Consider the following 13,878-nt stretch of genomic DNA (forward strand, 5'->3'; position numbering starts at 1 on the left):
CGCGGGCGCGTACGCTTCCGCCCCGGGTTCGGTAGCGATACAGATCTCAGCCGCCGTTCGACGTCAGCCGACCAAGCGGCACGTCGAACGCGTCCCGTAGCCGCGCCGTTCAGTCGCGCTGCGGGCCGAGGCTGATGCCGCGGGTCGCCAGCCAGGGCAGCGGGTCGACCTTGTCGACGCCGTTCAGCCAGACCTCGAAGTGGCAGTGCGGGCCGGTGGAGAAACCGCGGTTGCCGATGGTGGCGATCTGGTCTCCGGCGAGCACACGCTGGCCCTGCGACACCGTGGCGGTGTCGATGTGGCCGTAGATGGTGACGGTGCCGTCGTCGTGCAGCAGGCGGACCCACATGCCGAAGCCCGACGCGGGACCGGCTTCGAGCACGGTGCCGTCGGCGACGGCGTAGATCGGGGTGCCGATCGGGCCCGCGATGTCGATGCCCAGATGCTGCACACCCCAGCGGGCGCCGAAGCCGGAGGTGAAGGTGCCCGCGGCGAACTTGGTGAAGAGCGGGCGAAGCTTCGACGCCTCCTGGGCGGCGAGGTCCTCGGCGTACTTCTGGCCCTTTTGCAGGATGTCGTTGAACTGGTCGAGGTGGGCGGGCGAGGAGACGTTCAGCACCTGGGGGGAGTCCGGCGCTGCCGTCGGATCGGCCATGTTCATCGACTGCGCGGCGATCTCGTGGATCTGCCCAGCGGCTTCGTAGTCGACCGCCTGCGACGGCTGTTCGGGCGAGGCGAACGCGGCCTGCCCGGCCGCGACGACCGCGCCCGCGGCGACGGCGGCGACCGCGGCCCGACCCTTGAGTGCTGCGGGCGGCGCCGCTACCCGATGTGCGCCACCGCGCTTGTTCGCGGAGCGGCCGCCGCGGATGACGGTCGGCAGGACGGGTGCGCTCGGCTCCTCGTCGGCCTCGGCCTCGGGGGTCTCGGTCGCCCAGGATTCCTCGGGAGCCCAGCAGCCGGTGTCGGACACCCAGGACTTCTCGCCGGGCGTCCAGGGCTCCTGCTCGGCCCACGCGTCGCCGGAGGTCCAGGCGCCGCCGTCGGACCAGGAGTCCTCCTGTGCCCAATTCTGTTGCGACCACGCGCTGTTGGTGTCCCACGCGTTGTCGTAGGCCGCGTTCTCATAGGCCGGCTGGTCGTAGCCCGAATCGTGAGCGGGCTCGGCCGCGAAGCCGTAATCGCCACCGGCGGGACGGAAGTCGTATTCCGCCTGCGGCGCTGCCTCGTACCCGGCGTGATGCTGGTCGAACGAGGGGCCTGCGTGGCGGGCCGCCGGAGCGAAGGGCTCGTCGTCGGGGCGATAACGATGTCCCGACCGCAAGCGATCATCGGAAGCGAAGGTGGAGCTGTGGTTCATCGGCGGTGCCACATCGTGAAGCGGATGGAACTCGGATGCCGCTTGACCAGCGGCGTCGATCGGTCGAATGCGGAGCGGCTCTCCGTCTGCGGAGTGCTGTGCTGCGTCAAGCTTGCCGTCCTCCTAGTCGTGACCGTGTTGTGACATCGACCGCAATGACGGTAACGAAACGATGTCGTGCCCACAAGCGGTGTGGGGGGTCCGTGACGAACATGTGAGATTCATCACCCTAAACCCATGGAATATCTCACTGCTGTATGGGCACTCCGGAGAGGTCGTTCAACGACGATTCGTAGTAGATCGCGGTTCGCTCCCGGGTTCGCCCGCTCTACCTGGCGCGGTGCCAGCAACCTACTCGCGAGTAGCGTTGGCCAGCGGTTTTGCCGCCCTGGGCACCACTCCGTGACCTGCGCCACTTAGGATGAACGTGGCCGATTGGCCCTCCATGTGACTGATTAGAGTCCGACCCGACCCGCTTCCGACGTCGGGCCGCCAACAAAGACGTTGTCATCACAACGCAGACGAGACGGTGAGTACATGGATCTCTTCGAATATCAGGCGAAGGAGCTCTTCGTTAAGCACGGAGTGCCTTCGTCCGAGGGCCGCGTCACGGACACGGCCGAGGACGCCCGCGCCATCGCGGCGGAAATCGGCAAGCCGGTGATGATCAAGGCTCAGGTGAAGGCCGGTGGCCGCGGCAAGGCCGGTGGCGTGAAGTACGCCGCCACCCCGGATGACGCGCTGACGCACGCGCAGAACATCATCGGCCTGGACATCAAGGGCCACATCACCAAGAAGATCCTGGTGGCCGAGGCCAAGGACATCGCGGAGGAGTACTACATCTCCTTCCTGCTGGACCGCGCCAACCGGACCTACCTGGCCATGTGCTCGGTCGAGGGCGGCATGGAGATCGAAGAGGTCGCCGCCACCAAGCCGGAGCGGCTGGCGAAGGTTCCCGTCGACGCGGTCAAGGGCGTCGACCTGGCGTTCGCGCGTTCGATCGCCGAGCAGGGCCACCTGCCCGCCGACGTGCTGGACGCCGCGGCCGTGACCATCCAGAAGCTGTGGGAGGTGTTCGTCGCCGAGGACGCCACCCTGGTGGAGGTCAACCCGCTGGTGCGCACCCCGCAGGACGAGATCCTCGCGCTGGACGGCAAGGTCACCCTCGACGAGAACGCCGGATTCCGCCACCCGGAGCACGAGGCGTTCGCCGACCGGGACGCGACCGACCCGCTCGAGCTCAAGGCCAAGGAGAACGACCTCAACTACGTCAAGCTCGACGGTGAGGTCGGCATCATCGGCAACGGCGCGGGTCTGGTCATGTCGACCCTCGACGTCGTCGCCTACGCGGGCGAGGGCCACGGCGGCGTGAAGCCGGCCAACTTCCTGGACATCGGTGGCGGCGCCTCGGCCGAGGTGATGGCCGCCGGTCTCGACGTCATCCTGAACGACGACCAGGTCAAGAGCGTGTTCGTCAACGTGTTCGGCGGCATCACCGCGTGTGACGCGGTCGCCAACGGCATCGTGAAGGCGCTGGAGATCCTGGGCGACAACGCGAACAAGCCGCTGGTGGTCCGCCTCGACGGCAACCGGGTGGACGAGGGTCGCCAGATCCTCGTCGAGGCCGCGCACCCGCTGGTGACGCTGGCGCAGACAATGGACGAAGGCGCCGACAAGGCCGCCGAACTGGCAGCCGCCCGATAACGACGGCCGAGTAAGGACGAAAAGAATGTCTATCTTCCTGAACAAGGATTCCAAGGTCATCGTCCAGGGCATCACCGGCGGCGAGGGCACCAAGCACACCGCGCTGATGCTGAAGGCGGGCACCCAGATCGTCGGCGGTGTGAACGCGCGCAAGGCGGGCACCACCGTCGCGCACACCGACTCCGACGGCAACGCGGTCGAGCTGCCGGTGTTCGGCACCGTCGCCGAGGCCATCAAGGAGACCGGCGCCGACGTGTCCATCGCGTTCGTGCCGCCGAAGTTCGCCAAGGACGCCATCATCGAGGCCATCGACGCGGAGATCCCGCTGCTGGTGGTCATCACCGAGGGCATCCCGGTGCAGGACACCGCCTACGCGTGGGCCTACAACGTGGAGAAGGGCGCCAAGACCCGGATCATCGGCCCGAACTGCCCCGGCATCATCACCCCCGGTGAGTCGCTGGTCGGCATCACCCCGGCCAACATCACCGGCAAGGGCCCGATCGGCCTGGTCTCCAAGTCCGGCACCCTGACCTACCAGATGATGTACGAGCTGCGTGACTTCGGCTTCTCGACCTCCATCGGCATCGGCGGCGACCCGGTCATCGGCACCACCCACATCGACGCCATCGAGGCGTTCGAGAAGGACCCGGAGACCAAGCTGATCGTGATGATCGGCGAGATCGGCGGCGACGCCGAGGAGCGGGCCGCGGCCTACATCAAGGCCAACGTCACCAAGCCGGTCGTCGGCTACGTGGCGGGCTTCACCGCCCCCGAGGGCAAGACGATGGGCCACGCGGGCGCCATCGTGTCCGGCTCGTCGGGCACCGCCCAGGCGAAGAAGGACGCGCTGGAGGCCGCGGGCGTGAAGGTCGGCAAGACGCCGTCCGAGACCGCCGCGCTGGCTCGCGAGATCCTGGAGAAGGCCAGCATCACCGCCTGATCTCCCCCCGCGCACGAAGGCCGCCTCCGAATTCGGGGGGCGGCCTTCGTCATGTGTGGCGGCGGGCTCTGGCTTGGGCAGTAGCCGAGCATCCGGACCCGCCACGCGCGGAACTGTTCGATCTGCCGGGGGCTCCGTTGTCCCCTTCTCTGTCACACGAGGCAGCCGAATGGATGGTTCATCGACCTGTCACCGGAAATTCCCCGCTATTGAGAACCCTCGTGGTGTGAAAAGCGCCATCGCGGGCAACAGTTTCAAGGAGCGGTAGGTGGTCTCGCTAGGTGCTTCGCGCCGGACATGTGCCGCGACCTGCCGGGATACGGGCGGACTCGCCCATTCCGGCCGTCGCGGCAGGGTGACCGGGGCGAGACAGTGCAGTAGCGTCAGAAGTAATCCAGCCGTGAAGACCATGTACGACTCGATTGAGGAGACGACGACATGTCCTACCCGACCGGGGGCTCCGGGTACAACACACCCCAGCCCTCAGCACCATCCAGTCAGAGCCCGGCGACGGGTGGTGCCACTTCAGGTTCGAGCGCTACCGGTTCCGATGCCAAAGGTCTGCCGTTCTTCCTGGTGGTCGGCGTAGCCGCGCTCGGCGTGATCAACTTCCTGCTCGGCTTCCTGCCGTTCCTCGGCAGCAAGCCCGTCGATATCGGCGGCCGCAGGGTCAGCGCACCGGAAACGGCCAACTTCTTCGAGGTGGCGTCCGGCACGCCGCTGCTCGGCCTGCTGTTGCTCGGCGGTCTGCTCGCCGCGCTGTCGCTGCTGCCCAAGCAGAACTGGATCGGCGCGGCCGCGGCGGCTTCGACCGCGGGCTTCATCGCGCTGCTGTTCCAGTCGTTCAACTTCGGTGAGGGCAGCGAGCTGAAGGCGGGCGCGTACGTCCTGCTCGTGCTGGCCTTCGCGCAGGCGGCGGTGTCGATCGCCGCGGCGCTGTTCGACGCGGGCATCCTCAAGGCCCCCGCGCCGCGCCCGGCCACCGCGCCGAGCGGATTCGGCCAGGGCGGCTACGGCCAGCAGCAGCCGCCGTCGTACGGACAGGGACAGCAGTCCTACGGCCAGGGCCAGCCCGGTTACGGCGCGAGCCCGTACGGTCAGGCGGGCTACGGCGGTCAGTCCGCGCCGCCGCAGTTCCCGTCGCAGGCGGGGCAGCCATCGCCCTACGGGCAGCAGCAGAGTCAGCCGGGTTACGGTCAGGCGCAGCAAGGTCAGTCGTACGGCCAGCCGCAGTCGCCCTACGGGCAGAGCCAGCAGACCACGGCCTATGGCGCGTCCCAGCAGCCGGGTTCGCCGTACGGCGCGCAGCCGCGCCCGGACGAGAGCGTCACCCAGCACTTCGGCGGCCAGCAGCAGTCCGGTCAGCAGGCGCCCTACGGTACGCCCGGCTACGGCCAGCAGCAGGCGCAGCCGAGCCAGCAGAACAAGCCGTTCGGCGGCGAGCAGAGTGGCGATCCTTCCTCGGATGCCACCCAGGCGTTCCGTCCCTCGTCGGATGACAACAACAACAAGTAGGAACTCGGCGGCGTCCCCCGGCGCGGCGGTCGCGTGCCTGCGGCGCGCCTGACCCGCTCGCGCCGGGGAGGATGCCACGCTGAATTGCCATGAGCTCCTCCAGAAACTCCTCGACCCGCCGGATCGGCGGGTCGCGTGTGTCGCAGCCGCCCCCGGACGCGGACGAAGACGGGTTTCTGTCCCTCACCCCCGAGCGGTCCAGGGTGCTCATCGCGGTCGCGGGCCGCCCCTCGGCCTTCGGGCTGACCACCCTCGTCGTCCTCGTCTTCGTCACGCTGCTGGCCTCCGGCAGCGATCTGGACGGCACCTCCGGCGCGATCGCCGCCTCCTGGCTGGGCGTGCACCAGGTTCCGCTGGTGATCGGCAAGACCTCGCTCGGACTGCTTCCGCTGTTGCCGACCGCGCTGCTGGTCTGGCTGGCCGCACGGGAATGCGCCCGCGCCGTGGAACCGCAGTCCACCAGGGCGGATCTCGGATGGATCGTGGGCGCCGCGGTGGGCGGTCCATTGCTGGTCACCTCCGTCTGCCTCGCGGTCACCGAAGACGCTTCCGGTGTCATCGCACTGCAACCGCCGAACACCCTCGCCGCCTTCGCCTGGGTCGCGGCGCTGTATCTGCTCGCCGCCGCCATCGGTATCGCCGTCCGTCTGCGGCGACAGCTGTTCGCGCTGCTGCGCCTGCCCGATTGGGCGGTATCCGGTCTCTACGGCGCGGGGCGCTCGGTCCTGCGCCTGCTGGGCTGTGCGACGGCGGTCGTGGTGATCTCGTTCCTCGCGCACATTCCCCGGCTGGGCGAGATGTATCAGTCGGCGGGCAACTTCGGAGGCGTCCTCGGCCTGACGCTGCTCTCGCTGGCGTACGTGCCGAACCTGGCGATCCAGTCCGTCGGTGTGCTGGTCGGTTCCAGCGCGCAGATCGGCGCCGCGTCCTTCGGGGTGTTCTCCGTCGTCGGCGGCCCCATCCCGGCCTTTCCACTGCTGGCCGCCGTGCCCACCGGTCCGGCGGCGGGGTGGTGGCCGGTGTTGCTGGTGGTTCCCGCCGCGGTCGGTGTGCTCGGCGGGCTCGACCTCGCGCGCACCTCCACCGACCGGATCACCGCGCCGTGGGCCACGCTCACCTCCGCCGGGCTCGCCGCGCTCGCGCTCACGCTGGCCGGCGCGGTGGCGGGCGGTGAACTCGGCGCGGTCGGCCGGGTCGGGCTGGATCTGCCGGTGTTTCCCTTGATCACGTTCGCCTGGCTGGCCGTTCCCGGCTACGCGGGCCTGGCGTTCGCGCGGTGGTTCCTCGTGCCGGTCGGCGTTCCACCGGGCGACTACACCGATCCGTACGACGACTACCTCGACGAGGACGACGCCGACTACGACGCGTATTACGAAGCGGACGACGGCGACTACTACGAGGACGACGACTACTACGACGACTACGACCGGCCGGAGCTGGAAGCCCCGCTGGACGCCGAACTCGTCGACGATCCGCCCGCGATCGAGTCCGGCGGCCGATACCACCATCACGCCACATCGGACATCGTCGACGCCGAAGTGGTCGAGGCGGACCTGCCGGACAGTGACCGGGTGGACGGTCGTTAGGCTCTAACCCGGCGGTGCCGCATCCATCCGCCATCCGATCGATCAGGGAGTAGAGCGCTGACGTCCCCGCATGCCTCGTGGAAGCCGGCAGCGACGCCGGCCACCGTCGTCGTGCTGGCGTCGGGCACCGGCTCACTGCTGCGTGCCCTGCTGGACGCCGCGGCCGCACCCGGCTACCCGGCGAAGGTCGTCGCGGTCGGCGTCGACCGGCTCTGCGCCGCCACCACCCACGCCGACGCCGTGGGCATACCGCATTTCCGGGTGGCGCTGAAGGACTTTCCGGACCGTGCCGCGTGGGATGTGGAGCTCACCGAGACCGTCGCCGCGCACCAGCCGGATCTGGTCGTATCGGCGGGTTTCATGAAGCTGCTCGGTCCCGCCTTCCTGGACCGGTTCGGCGGCCGGATCATCAACACCCATCCCGCCCTGCTGCCCGCCTTCCCCGGCGCGCACGGCGTGCGTGACGCGCTCGCCTACGGCGCGCGGGTCACCGGCTGCACCGTGCATCTGGTCGACGAGGGCGTGGACACCGGGCCGATTCTCGCGCAGGAGGCGGTGCCGGTGCTGCCGGGTGACGACGAGGCCGCCCTGCACGAGCGCATCAAGGTTGTCGAGCGACGGTTGCTGGCGGAGGTCGTCGCCGCCGTCGCGACGCGAGGCATTGTCTCCGACGGACGAAAGGCAGTTATCCCAGATGAGCGAGTTCTCCGGTGAGTGAACGCAAGCCGATCAGCAGGGCGCTGGTGAGCGTCTACGACAAGACGGGTCTCGTCGAGCTCGCGACCGGTCTGCACGCCGCGGGCATCGAGCTGGTCTCGACCGGTTCCACCGCGGGCAAGATCGCGGACGCGGGCATCCCGGTGACCAAGGTCGAGGACCTGACCGGGTTCCCGGAGACCCTGGACGGCCGGGTCAAGACCCTGCACCCGCGGGTGCACGCGGGCATCCTGGCGGACTCGCGCAAACAGGAGCACGTCGACCAGCTCGTCGAGCTCGGCGTCGAGGCGTTCCAGCTGGTGGTGGTCAACCTCTACCCGTTCACTCAGACCGTGGCGAGCGGCGCGACCCCCGACGAGTGCGTTGAGCAGATCGATATCGGCGGGCCGTCCATGGTGCGCGCCGCGGCCAAGAACCATCCCTCGGTGGCGGTGGTCGTCGACAGCGGCGACTACGACGACGTGCTGGCCGCGGTGAAGTCCGGCGGTTTCACGCTGGCCGAGCGCACGGCCTTGGCGGCCAAGGCGTTCCAGCACACCGCGAGTTATGACGTGGCGGTCGCGAGCTGGATGACCAACGTGCTGGCCACGGGCGACGCGGCCGAAGACACGGCGATCCGGTTCCCCGAATGGCTCGGCGGCACCTGGGCGCGGTCGGCGGTGCTGCGCTACGGCGAGAACCCGCATCAGTCCGCCGCTCTGTACACCAACGGCGACGGCAGCCTCGGACTGGCGCAGGCGCGGCAGCTGCACGGCAAGGAGATGTCGTACAACAACTACGTCGACGCCGACGCGGCCTGGCGCGCCGCCCATGACCACGAGGCCCCCGCCGTCGCGATCATCAAGCACGCCAACCCGTGCGGCATCGCCCTCGGCGCCGACATCGCCGAGGCGCATCGCAAGGCGCACGCCTGCGACCCGGTCAGCGCGTTCGGCGGCGTGATCGCCACCAACCGTGAGGTCACCGTGGAGATGGCCGAGCAGGTCGCCGAGATCTTCACCGAGGTCATCGTCGCGCCGTCCTACGCAGACGGCGCGGTGGAAGTGTTGCAGCGCAAGAAGAACGTGCGCATCCTCGTCGCCGAGCCGCCGCGACGCGCTGGCGCCGAGCTGCGCCCGATCAGCGGCGGCGTCCTGCTGCAACAGCGCGACGTGCTGGACGCGCCGGGCGATGACCCGGCCAACTGGACCCTGGCCGCAGGCGAGCCCGCCGACGCCGAAACGTTCGCCGATCTGGCGTTCGCCTGGCGCGCTTGCCGGGCCGTGAAGTCCAACGCGATCCTGCTTGCGCACGAGGGCGCTTCGGTCGGTGTCGGGATGGGCCAGGTCAACCGCGTGGACGCGGTCGGCCTCGCGGTCCAGCGGGCCGGGGACCGCGCCAAGGGCTCGGTGGCGGCCTCCGACGCCTACTTCCCGTTCCCGGACGGTCCGCAGACCCTCATCCAGGCCGGTGTCCGCGCCATCGTGCAGCCGGGTGGTTCGGTGCGCGACCAGGAGACCATCGACCTCGCTCGCGAGGCCGGCGTCACCCTGTATCTCACCGGCGCCCGCCACTTCGCCCACTGAGACAGGCAGTTTCGCGACGCCGCGCCGGATCATGATCCGGCGCGGCGTTTTCGTGGCACGTGGAGGATCGGCGCAAGCCGGCAGCTACCCTCTGGACCCGCGTGTACGGCGCAGCCGAGCCCGCGCTGTGCGGAGTCCTAGACCGCGCTGCGCACCGTGCGGTTGCCCAGCGGCTCTCTCAGCGGCACCTCCAGGGTGCCGAAGACCGCGATCATCGTGCACATCCGGCCCACCGCCTCGGCGCGGCTGCCCGAGCGCAGTTCGACCGTGACCGTCGAGCCGGACTCGGTGACCGTGGCGTCCACGCCGTAGCACTCCGGTGACCCGGTTTCGAAGTTCACCGCTATCTTGTTGTCCGCCAAGCGAGTCCACGATTGGAAGGGGATCGGGTGCGCGCCGACGATGGCCGGATCGGCGGTGAACTCGTTGCCCTGGTTCCCGCGAGGATCCTCGATCGGCGTCTGCGGCGCGGCGCTCGACATGGCGCTCGTGCTCGGGGGTGCTCCCTCGTCGTCCGAGCCGCCGCAGCCCCCGACGGCGAGGCAGGCGAGTACTACGGCGACAGCTGTGGCGGCGCGTCCGGCCTGGATCCGATCCATACCGCCACCCTAGTCCCGGCGTTGCGCCGCGTAGCGCACCGCGGGTGCGTTCGCACTGGGACGAACCCCACAGTGAACGTTCCGCGAACCCTGCGCGTAACAGCTCCGAAAACCGTTCGGGGGCAGTAAGTTCTGCGGGGATGCGCGCCGCGACGTGGTGGCGCGCGTCCATGTCGGATGCTCTACCAGCTTTTTCTGGAAAGGAAGTATCGTGGTCGACACGCTGCGCGTAGGCGAAGAACTCGGGCGGGGGCAATCGCTCCAGGGCGGGGCTTACACCCTCACTTTGCAGGACGACGGCAATCTAGTGCTGTCCGAGCCGGGCGGAAATGTGGTGTGGGCCACCCAAACTCATGATCAGGGTGTCGAGCGGGCCGTGCTGCAGGAGGATGGCAACTTCGTGCTCTACAAGAGCGACGGCGCCGCGTGGGCGACCGAGACCAACGGCCAGGCGGCCGATCGGCTCGTCGTGCAGGCCGATCGCAACGTCGTGCTGTACGGCGCCGACGGCGGCGCGCTGTGGGCTTCCGGCACCCACACCGACACTCCGCTGCCCGCCCCGGAACCGGAGCAGGCGCCGGAGCCCGAACAGGTCGCGGCTCCGGCCGTCGAGGAGGTGCCGCCTCCGCCTCCGGCTCCCGAGCCGCGCACCTACACCGTCGAGCCGGGCGACACCCTGTGGGCGATCGCCGAGCGTTTCTACGGCGACGGAAACCGCTACCAGGAGATCGCGGACGCCAGCGGCATCCCGAACCCGGACGCGATCAACCCCGGCCAGGTGCTGACCATCCCGTGATCCGACCGGTCCGGTAATGCGATGACAAAGACCCCCGGTGCGCACGCATCGGGGGTCTTTCAGCTTCGCTCGTCTCGCGCGGTCCGCCTACCGGCTGGTGAACGGCAGCAGGGCCATCTCACGGGCGTTCTTCACCGCGACAGCGACCTGGCGCTGCTGCTGCGGGGTGAGCCCGGTGACCCGACGGCTGCGGATCTTGCCGCGATCGGAGATGAACGTACGCAGCAGGTTCACGTCTTTGTAGTCGACCGTCTCGATGCCGGCGGCGATGAGCGGGTTCTTCTTCGGACGGCGGGCCTGCTCGGCGCGGACCTTCTTCGACGGTGCTCGCTTGACTGCCATATGACGAGTTCCTTCTCGAGATCAGTGGTTGTCTACCAGCTCGATTTGTGCACACCGGGCAATTCGCCCCGGTGGGCCATCTCGCGCACACGCACACGGGAGAGTCCGAACTTCCGGAGATGACCGCGCGGTCGTCCGTCGGCGGCGTCCCGATTGCGCAATCGTACCGGACTGGCATCGCGCGGCTGTCTCCGCAGTTCTGCCTGGGCTGCCGCGCGTTCGGACTCCGGCGTATCCGGCTTCCGGATGAGATTCTTCAGCTCCGCGCGGCGTGCCGCGTAGCGCGCCACGATCGTCCTGCGCTGCTGATCGCGCGCGATCTTCGACTTCTTGGCCATCTCAGCGCTCCTCGCGGAAGTCGACGTGCTTGCGCACCACCGGGTCGTACTTGCGCAGTACCAGACGGTCCGGGTCGTTGCGGCGATTCTTGCGGGTCACGTAGGTGTACCCGGTGCCCGCCGTGGACTTCAGCTTGACGATCGGGCGGATGTCGGTCGATTTCGACGCCATGGGTCGCTCCTCAGATCTTGTCGCCGCGGGCCCGGAGCCGGGCCACCACGGCCTCGATCCCGTCCCGGTCGATGGTCTTGATGCCCTTGGCGGAGACGGTCAGCGTGATGCGCCGGCCTTCGCTGGGCAGGTAGTAGGTCTTGCGCTGGACGTTCGGGTTCCAGCGGCGGCTGGTCCGCTTGTGCGAGTGCGACACGGACTTACCGAAGCCGGGCTTGCGCCCGGTGACCTGGCAGTGGGCCGACATCCGGACTCCCTCCAGTAGATGACAATCATTTTCGACAACGGCTGTCCAGCAATGTACCGTTGCTTTACAGCAAATGAAAATCGTTACTGAAAGGAGTTCCGGTGGCGGCGGCAGATTCCCCACCCGAGTCCGACCGCAGAACGCCCGTGGTGGTGCTCGCCGGTTTCGCGGGACTCGCCGCGACGGGCGTCGATCGCGCGGCCGCGGTGCTCGGCATGGCTCCGGGCACCATCGTGGTCCGCCACGATCTGACGCAGCTGCGGGAAGGCATCGTGCACCGCACGGTGCGCACCGCGACGCGGGAGACCTCGGCGGTGCTCGAACTCGCGCACGGCTGCGTCTCGTGCACGCTGCGGATGGATCTGCTTCCGCTGTTGCGCACTCTCTCCCAGCGTGAATCGGTGGATCGCATCGTGCTGGCACTGGACCCGGCGTTCGAGGCGGAAGCGGTGTGCCAGGCCATCGAGCATGTCGTGGTCGCCGGCGTGCACGGCCGCGTCGACGGCCCGGCCGGGCGCGACGTGCGGGTGGACGCGGTTGTCACCTGCTTGGACTCGGGCGCCTGGCTCGCCGACGCGACCGGGGACGAGACGCTCGCCGAACGGGGCCTCGCCGCCGCCGACGACGACCGCACGGTGGCGCAGGTCGCGGTCGGGCAGGTCGATTTCGCCGATGCCGTCATCGTCTTGGGCGCCGTCACACCCGAAGCGCTGCTCGCGGACATGGCGGTCGACCGCGGCAAGCTCGCCGCCGTCCTGGCCCGGTTGGTCCCCGGCGCGCCGATCGCCTGGGTGGACGAGCCGGAGTCCATCACCCCCGCGCTGGCCGAAACGCTGCTCACGCGCGTCCCCGCCGATTCGCGCCGCGGCAGGATCTTCGACGCGCACGCGCCGCTGCTGCGTGGCCGACCGCCCTTGACCGGTGACTACGGCGTCGAACTCGTGGAGTTCGCCGCCGCGCGGCCCTTCCATCCCGCCCGCTTGCACCAGGCTCTCGACGTGTTGCTCGAGGGCGTGGTCACCGCGCGCGGGCGAGTCTGGCTGGCCACCCAGCCCGACGAGGTGGTGTGGCTGGAATCCGCCGGTGGCGGCTTGCGGGTGGGCGGCGCCGGGCGCTGGCTGGCCGCGCTGCCTGAAGAGGAACTGGCCGAGGCCGATCCGGAGCGTCGCGCGATGGCCGCCCTGCGCTGGGACGAGCGGTTCGGGGACCGGGACGTCTCGCTGTCGATCCTGGTGCACGACGCCGATCCGGCGGAGATCCGCGAAGCGCTGCACTGGGCGCTGGTGGAGGACGACGAACTGCGGCTGGTCGAGCGTGCGCCGGAGCGAGTCGCCCAGTGGGAGGACCCGTTCGGGGAATGGCACGCCGACCCGTGCGCGAGCGGCGACCAACCGGGACAACCCGTAGAGGACGCGAAAAGCCCGAGAGGAGAGGCGAAATGAAGAAAGGGATCCACCCGGACTACCACTTGGTGGTCTTCGAGGACGTGAACACCGGCAAGCGATTTCTCACCCGGTCCACGGCCACCGGCACGCGCACCGTGGAGTGGGCGGACGGCAACACCTATCCGCTGCTGACGGTGGACGTCACCGCCGACTCGCACCCGTTCTGGACCGGTGCGCACCGCGTGCTGGACACCCAGGGCCGGGTGGAGAAGTTCGAACGCAAATACGGCAAGCGCGCACGGAAGGAATCCTGAGATGGCGGTACCGAAGCGGAGGATGTCGCGGTCGAACACTCGCAGCCGCCGGTCGAATTGGAAGGCCGCGCCCGTGGATCTGGTGCCGGTGACCGTCGCGGGCGTCGTGCACCAGGTGCCGCGCCGGTTGGTCGCGGCCGTACGGCGCGGGTTGATCGACGTCGAGAAGCTCTGAGCGGTACGCGCCGGAAACTGTCGTGCAGCCCTTCGCCGCGCGAGCGCCTGGTGTCGACGGGCGGTTTGCTCGGCCGATGCCGGCGCGGCTCCGGATGAGCGGGATGCTGGTCAACCGTCCGGA

16 protein-coding genes are annotated in these 13,878 nt (G+C 69.2%); 10 read left to right on the forward strand and 6 right to left on the reverse strand.

Annotated features, from left to right (window positions below; all coding sequences use genetic code 11):
- Positions 1-109: 109 nt before the first annotated feature.
- The gene (locus ACGF7Y_RS14515; protein WP_393233556.1) at positions 110-1,360 is read right to left on the reverse strand and encodes a M23 family metallopeptidase; all 1,251 of its coding nucleotides are present in this window, start codon (positions 1,358-1,360) and stop codon (positions 110-112) included.
- 537 nt (positions 1,361-1,897) lie between these two features.
- Here ACGF7Y_RS14515 and sucC point away from each other — a divergent pair.
- The 6 genes from sucC (at position 1,898) to purH (ending at position 9,387) form a co-directional block, all read left to right on the forward strand.
- Positions 1,898-3,064: an ADP-forming succinate--CoA ligase subunit beta gene (gene sucC, locus ACGF7Y_RS14520; RefSeq protein ID WP_393233558.1), complete on the forward strand. Its 1,167-nt coding sequence runs from the start codon at positions 1,898-1,900 to the stop codon at positions 3,062-3,064.
- A 25-nt stretch (positions 3,065-3,089) separates the two neighbouring features.
- Positions 3,090-4,004, forward strand: coding sequence for a succinate--CoA ligase subunit alpha (sucD, locus tag ACGF7Y_RS14525; protein ID WP_357130856.1), 915 nt, complete (start codon positions 3,090-3,092; stop codon positions 4,002-4,004).
- Between the two features lie 438 nt (positions 4,005-4,442).
- Complete coding sequence (locus ACGF7Y_RS14530) at positions 4,443-5,519, forward strand: DUF5336 domain-containing protein (RefSeq protein WP_393233559.1); 1,077 nt, start codon at positions 4,443-4,445, stop codon at positions 5,517-5,519.
- A gap of 89 nt (positions 5,520-5,608) precedes the next feature.
- Positions 5,609-7,105 carry a DUF6350 family protein gene (locus ACGF7Y_RS14535; RefSeq protein WP_393233562.1) on the forward strand — a complete coding sequence of 499 codons (1,497 nt, stop codon included), beginning with the start codon at positions 5,609-5,611 and terminating at the stop codon, positions 7,103-7,105.
- A gap of 57 nt (positions 7,106-7,162) precedes the next feature.
- Positions 7,163-7,819, forward strand: a complete 657-nt coding sequence (purN, locus tag ACGF7Y_RS14540; RefSeq protein WP_393233993.1) for a phosphoribosylglycinamide formyltransferase — start codon at positions 7,163-7,165, stop codon at positions 7,817-7,819.
- The gene (gene purH, locus ACGF7Y_RS14545; RefSeq protein ID WP_393233563.1) at positions 7,816-9,387 is read left to right on the forward strand and encodes a bifunctional phosphoribosylaminoimidazolecarboxamide formyltransferase/IMP cyclohydrolase; all 1,572 of its coding nucleotides are present in this window, start codon (positions 7,816-7,818) and stop codon (positions 9,385-9,387) included. The genes purN and purH overlap by 4 nt, the downstream gene beginning before the upstream one ends.
- 137 nt (positions 9,388-9,524) lie before the next feature.
- Here purH and ACGF7Y_RS14550 read toward each other — a convergent pair whose 3' ends face one another.
- A complete protein-coding gene (locus ACGF7Y_RS14550) occupies positions 9,525-9,986 on the reverse strand; it encodes a hypothetical protein (RefSeq protein WP_393233565.1) in 462 nt (153 codons plus the stop codon).
- A 211-nt stretch (positions 9,987-10,197) separates the two neighbouring features.
- Between ACGF7Y_RS14550 and ACGF7Y_RS14555 the strand changes: the two genes are divergently transcribed.
- Positions 10,198-10,782, forward strand: a complete 585-nt coding sequence (locus ACGF7Y_RS14555) for a LysM peptidoglycan-binding domain-containing protein (protein WP_393233568.1) — start codon at positions 10,198-10,200, stop codon at positions 10,780-10,782.
- Positions 10,783-10,869: 87 nt separating this feature from the next.
- Here the strand turns inward: ACGF7Y_RS14555 and rpsR are convergent, their stop codons facing one another.
- The 4 genes from rpsR to rpmB are packed head-to-tail and all read right to left on the reverse strand — an operon-like array spanning position 10,870 to position 11,881.
- Positions 10,870-11,124 (reverse strand): 30S ribosomal protein S18, encoded by a 255-nt coding sequence (rpsR, locus tag ACGF7Y_RS14560; RefSeq protein ID WP_011211513.1) that lies wholly within the window; start codon positions 11,122-11,124, stop codon positions 10,870-10,872.
- A 32-nt stretch (positions 11,125-11,156) separates the two neighbouring features.
- Positions 11,157-11,462 (reverse strand): 30S ribosomal protein S14, encoded by a 306-nt coding sequence (gene rpsN / locus ACGF7Y_RS14565; RefSeq protein WP_040869875.1) that lies wholly within the window; start codon positions 11,460-11,462, stop codon positions 11,157-11,159.
- Between the two features lies 1 nt (position 11,463).
- On the reverse strand, positions 11,464-11,634 hold the full coding sequence (gene rpmG, locus ACGF7Y_RS14570) for a 50S ribosomal protein L33 (RefSeq protein ID WP_019049259.1): 171 nt from the start codon (positions 11,632-11,634) through the stop codon (positions 11,464-11,466).
- Between the two features lie 10 nt (positions 11,635-11,644).
- Positions 11,645-11,881, reverse strand: coding sequence for a 50S ribosomal protein L28 (gene rpmB, locus ACGF7Y_RS14575; RefSeq protein WP_063052922.1), 237 nt, complete (start codon positions 11,879-11,881; stop codon positions 11,645-11,647).
- Between the two features lie 101 nt (positions 11,882-11,982).
- Here rpmB and mrf point away from each other — a divergent pair, with 101 nt between their 5' ends.
- Genes mrf through rpmF form a run of 3 tightly spaced genes read left to right on the forward strand, consistent with a single transcriptional unit; the run spans position 11,983 to position 13,755 of the window.
- A complete protein-coding gene (gene mrf, locus ACGF7Y_RS14580; RefSeq protein ID WP_393233572.1) occupies positions 11,983-13,323 on the forward strand; it encodes a ribosome hibernation factor-recruiting GTPase MRF in 1,341 nt (446 codons plus the stop codon).
- The gene (locus ACGF7Y_RS14585) at positions 13,320-13,580 is read left to right on the forward strand and encodes a type B 50S ribosomal protein L31 (RefSeq protein WP_040869871.1); all 261 of its coding nucleotides are present in this window, start codon (positions 13,320-13,322) and stop codon (positions 13,578-13,580) included. The genes mrf and ACGF7Y_RS14585 overlap by 4 nt, the downstream gene beginning before the upstream one ends.
- A gap of 1 nt (position 13,581) precedes the next feature.
- On the forward strand, positions 13,582-13,755 hold the full coding sequence (gene rpmF, locus ACGF7Y_RS14590) for a 50S ribosomal protein L32 (RefSeq protein ID WP_393233574.1): 174 nt from the start codon (positions 13,582-13,584) through the stop codon (positions 13,753-13,755).
- Positions 13,756-13,878: the final 123 nt, after the last annotated feature.

Source organism: Nocardia sp. NPDC047654 (genome assembly GCF_043205035.1).
Taxonomy (GTDB): Bacteria; Actinomycetota; Actinomycetes; order Mycobacteriales; family Mycobacteriaceae; genus Nocardia.

Coding starts and splice junctions, on each gene's coding strand:
- rpmB (WP_063052922.1), bottom strand. CDS start 11,881: ATGTCGGCCCACTGCCAGGTCACCGGGCGCAAGCCCGGCTTCGGTAAG.
- ACGF7Y_RS14535 (WP_393233562.1), top strand. CDS start 5,609: ATGAGCTCCTCCAGAAACTCCTCGACCCGCCGGATCGGCGGGTCGCGT.
- rpsR (WP_011211513.1), bottom strand. CDS start 11,124: ATGGCAGTCAAGCGAGCACCGTCGAAGAAGGTCCGCGCCGAGCAGGCC.
- rpsN (WP_040869875.1), bottom strand. CDS start 11,462: ATGGCCAAGAAGTCGAAGATCGCGCGCGATCAGCAGCGCAGGACGATC.
- ACGF7Y_RS14515 (WP_393233556.1), bottom strand. CDS start 1,360: ATGAACCACAGCTCCACCTTCGCTTCCGATGATCGCTTGCGGTCGGGA.
- rpmG (WP_019049259.1), bottom strand. CDS start 11,634: ATGGCGTCGAAATCGACCGACATCCGCCCGATCGTCAAGCTGAAGTCC.
- sucC (WP_393233558.1), top strand. CDS start 1,898: ATGGATCTCTTCGAATATCAGGCGAAGGAGCTCTTCGTTAAGCACGGA.
- ACGF7Y_RS14550 (WP_393233565.1), bottom strand. CDS start 9,986: ATGGATCGGATCCAGGCCGGACGCGCCGCCACAGCTGTCGCCGTAGTA.
- ACGF7Y_RS14585 (WP_040869871.1), top strand. CDS start 13,320: ATGAAGAAAGGGATCCACCCGGACTACCACTTGGTGGTCTTCGAGGAC.
- ACGF7Y_RS14530 (WP_393233559.1), top strand. CDS start 4,443: ATGTCCTACCCGACCGGGGGCTCCGGGTACAACACACCCCAGCCCTCA.
- sucD (WP_357130856.1), top strand. CDS start 3,090: ATGTCTATCTTCCTGAACAAGGATTCCAAGGTCATCGTCCAGGGCATC.
- rpmF (WP_393233574.1), top strand. CDS start 13,582: ATGGCGGTACCGAAGCGGAGGATGTCGCGGTCGAACACTCGCAGCCGC.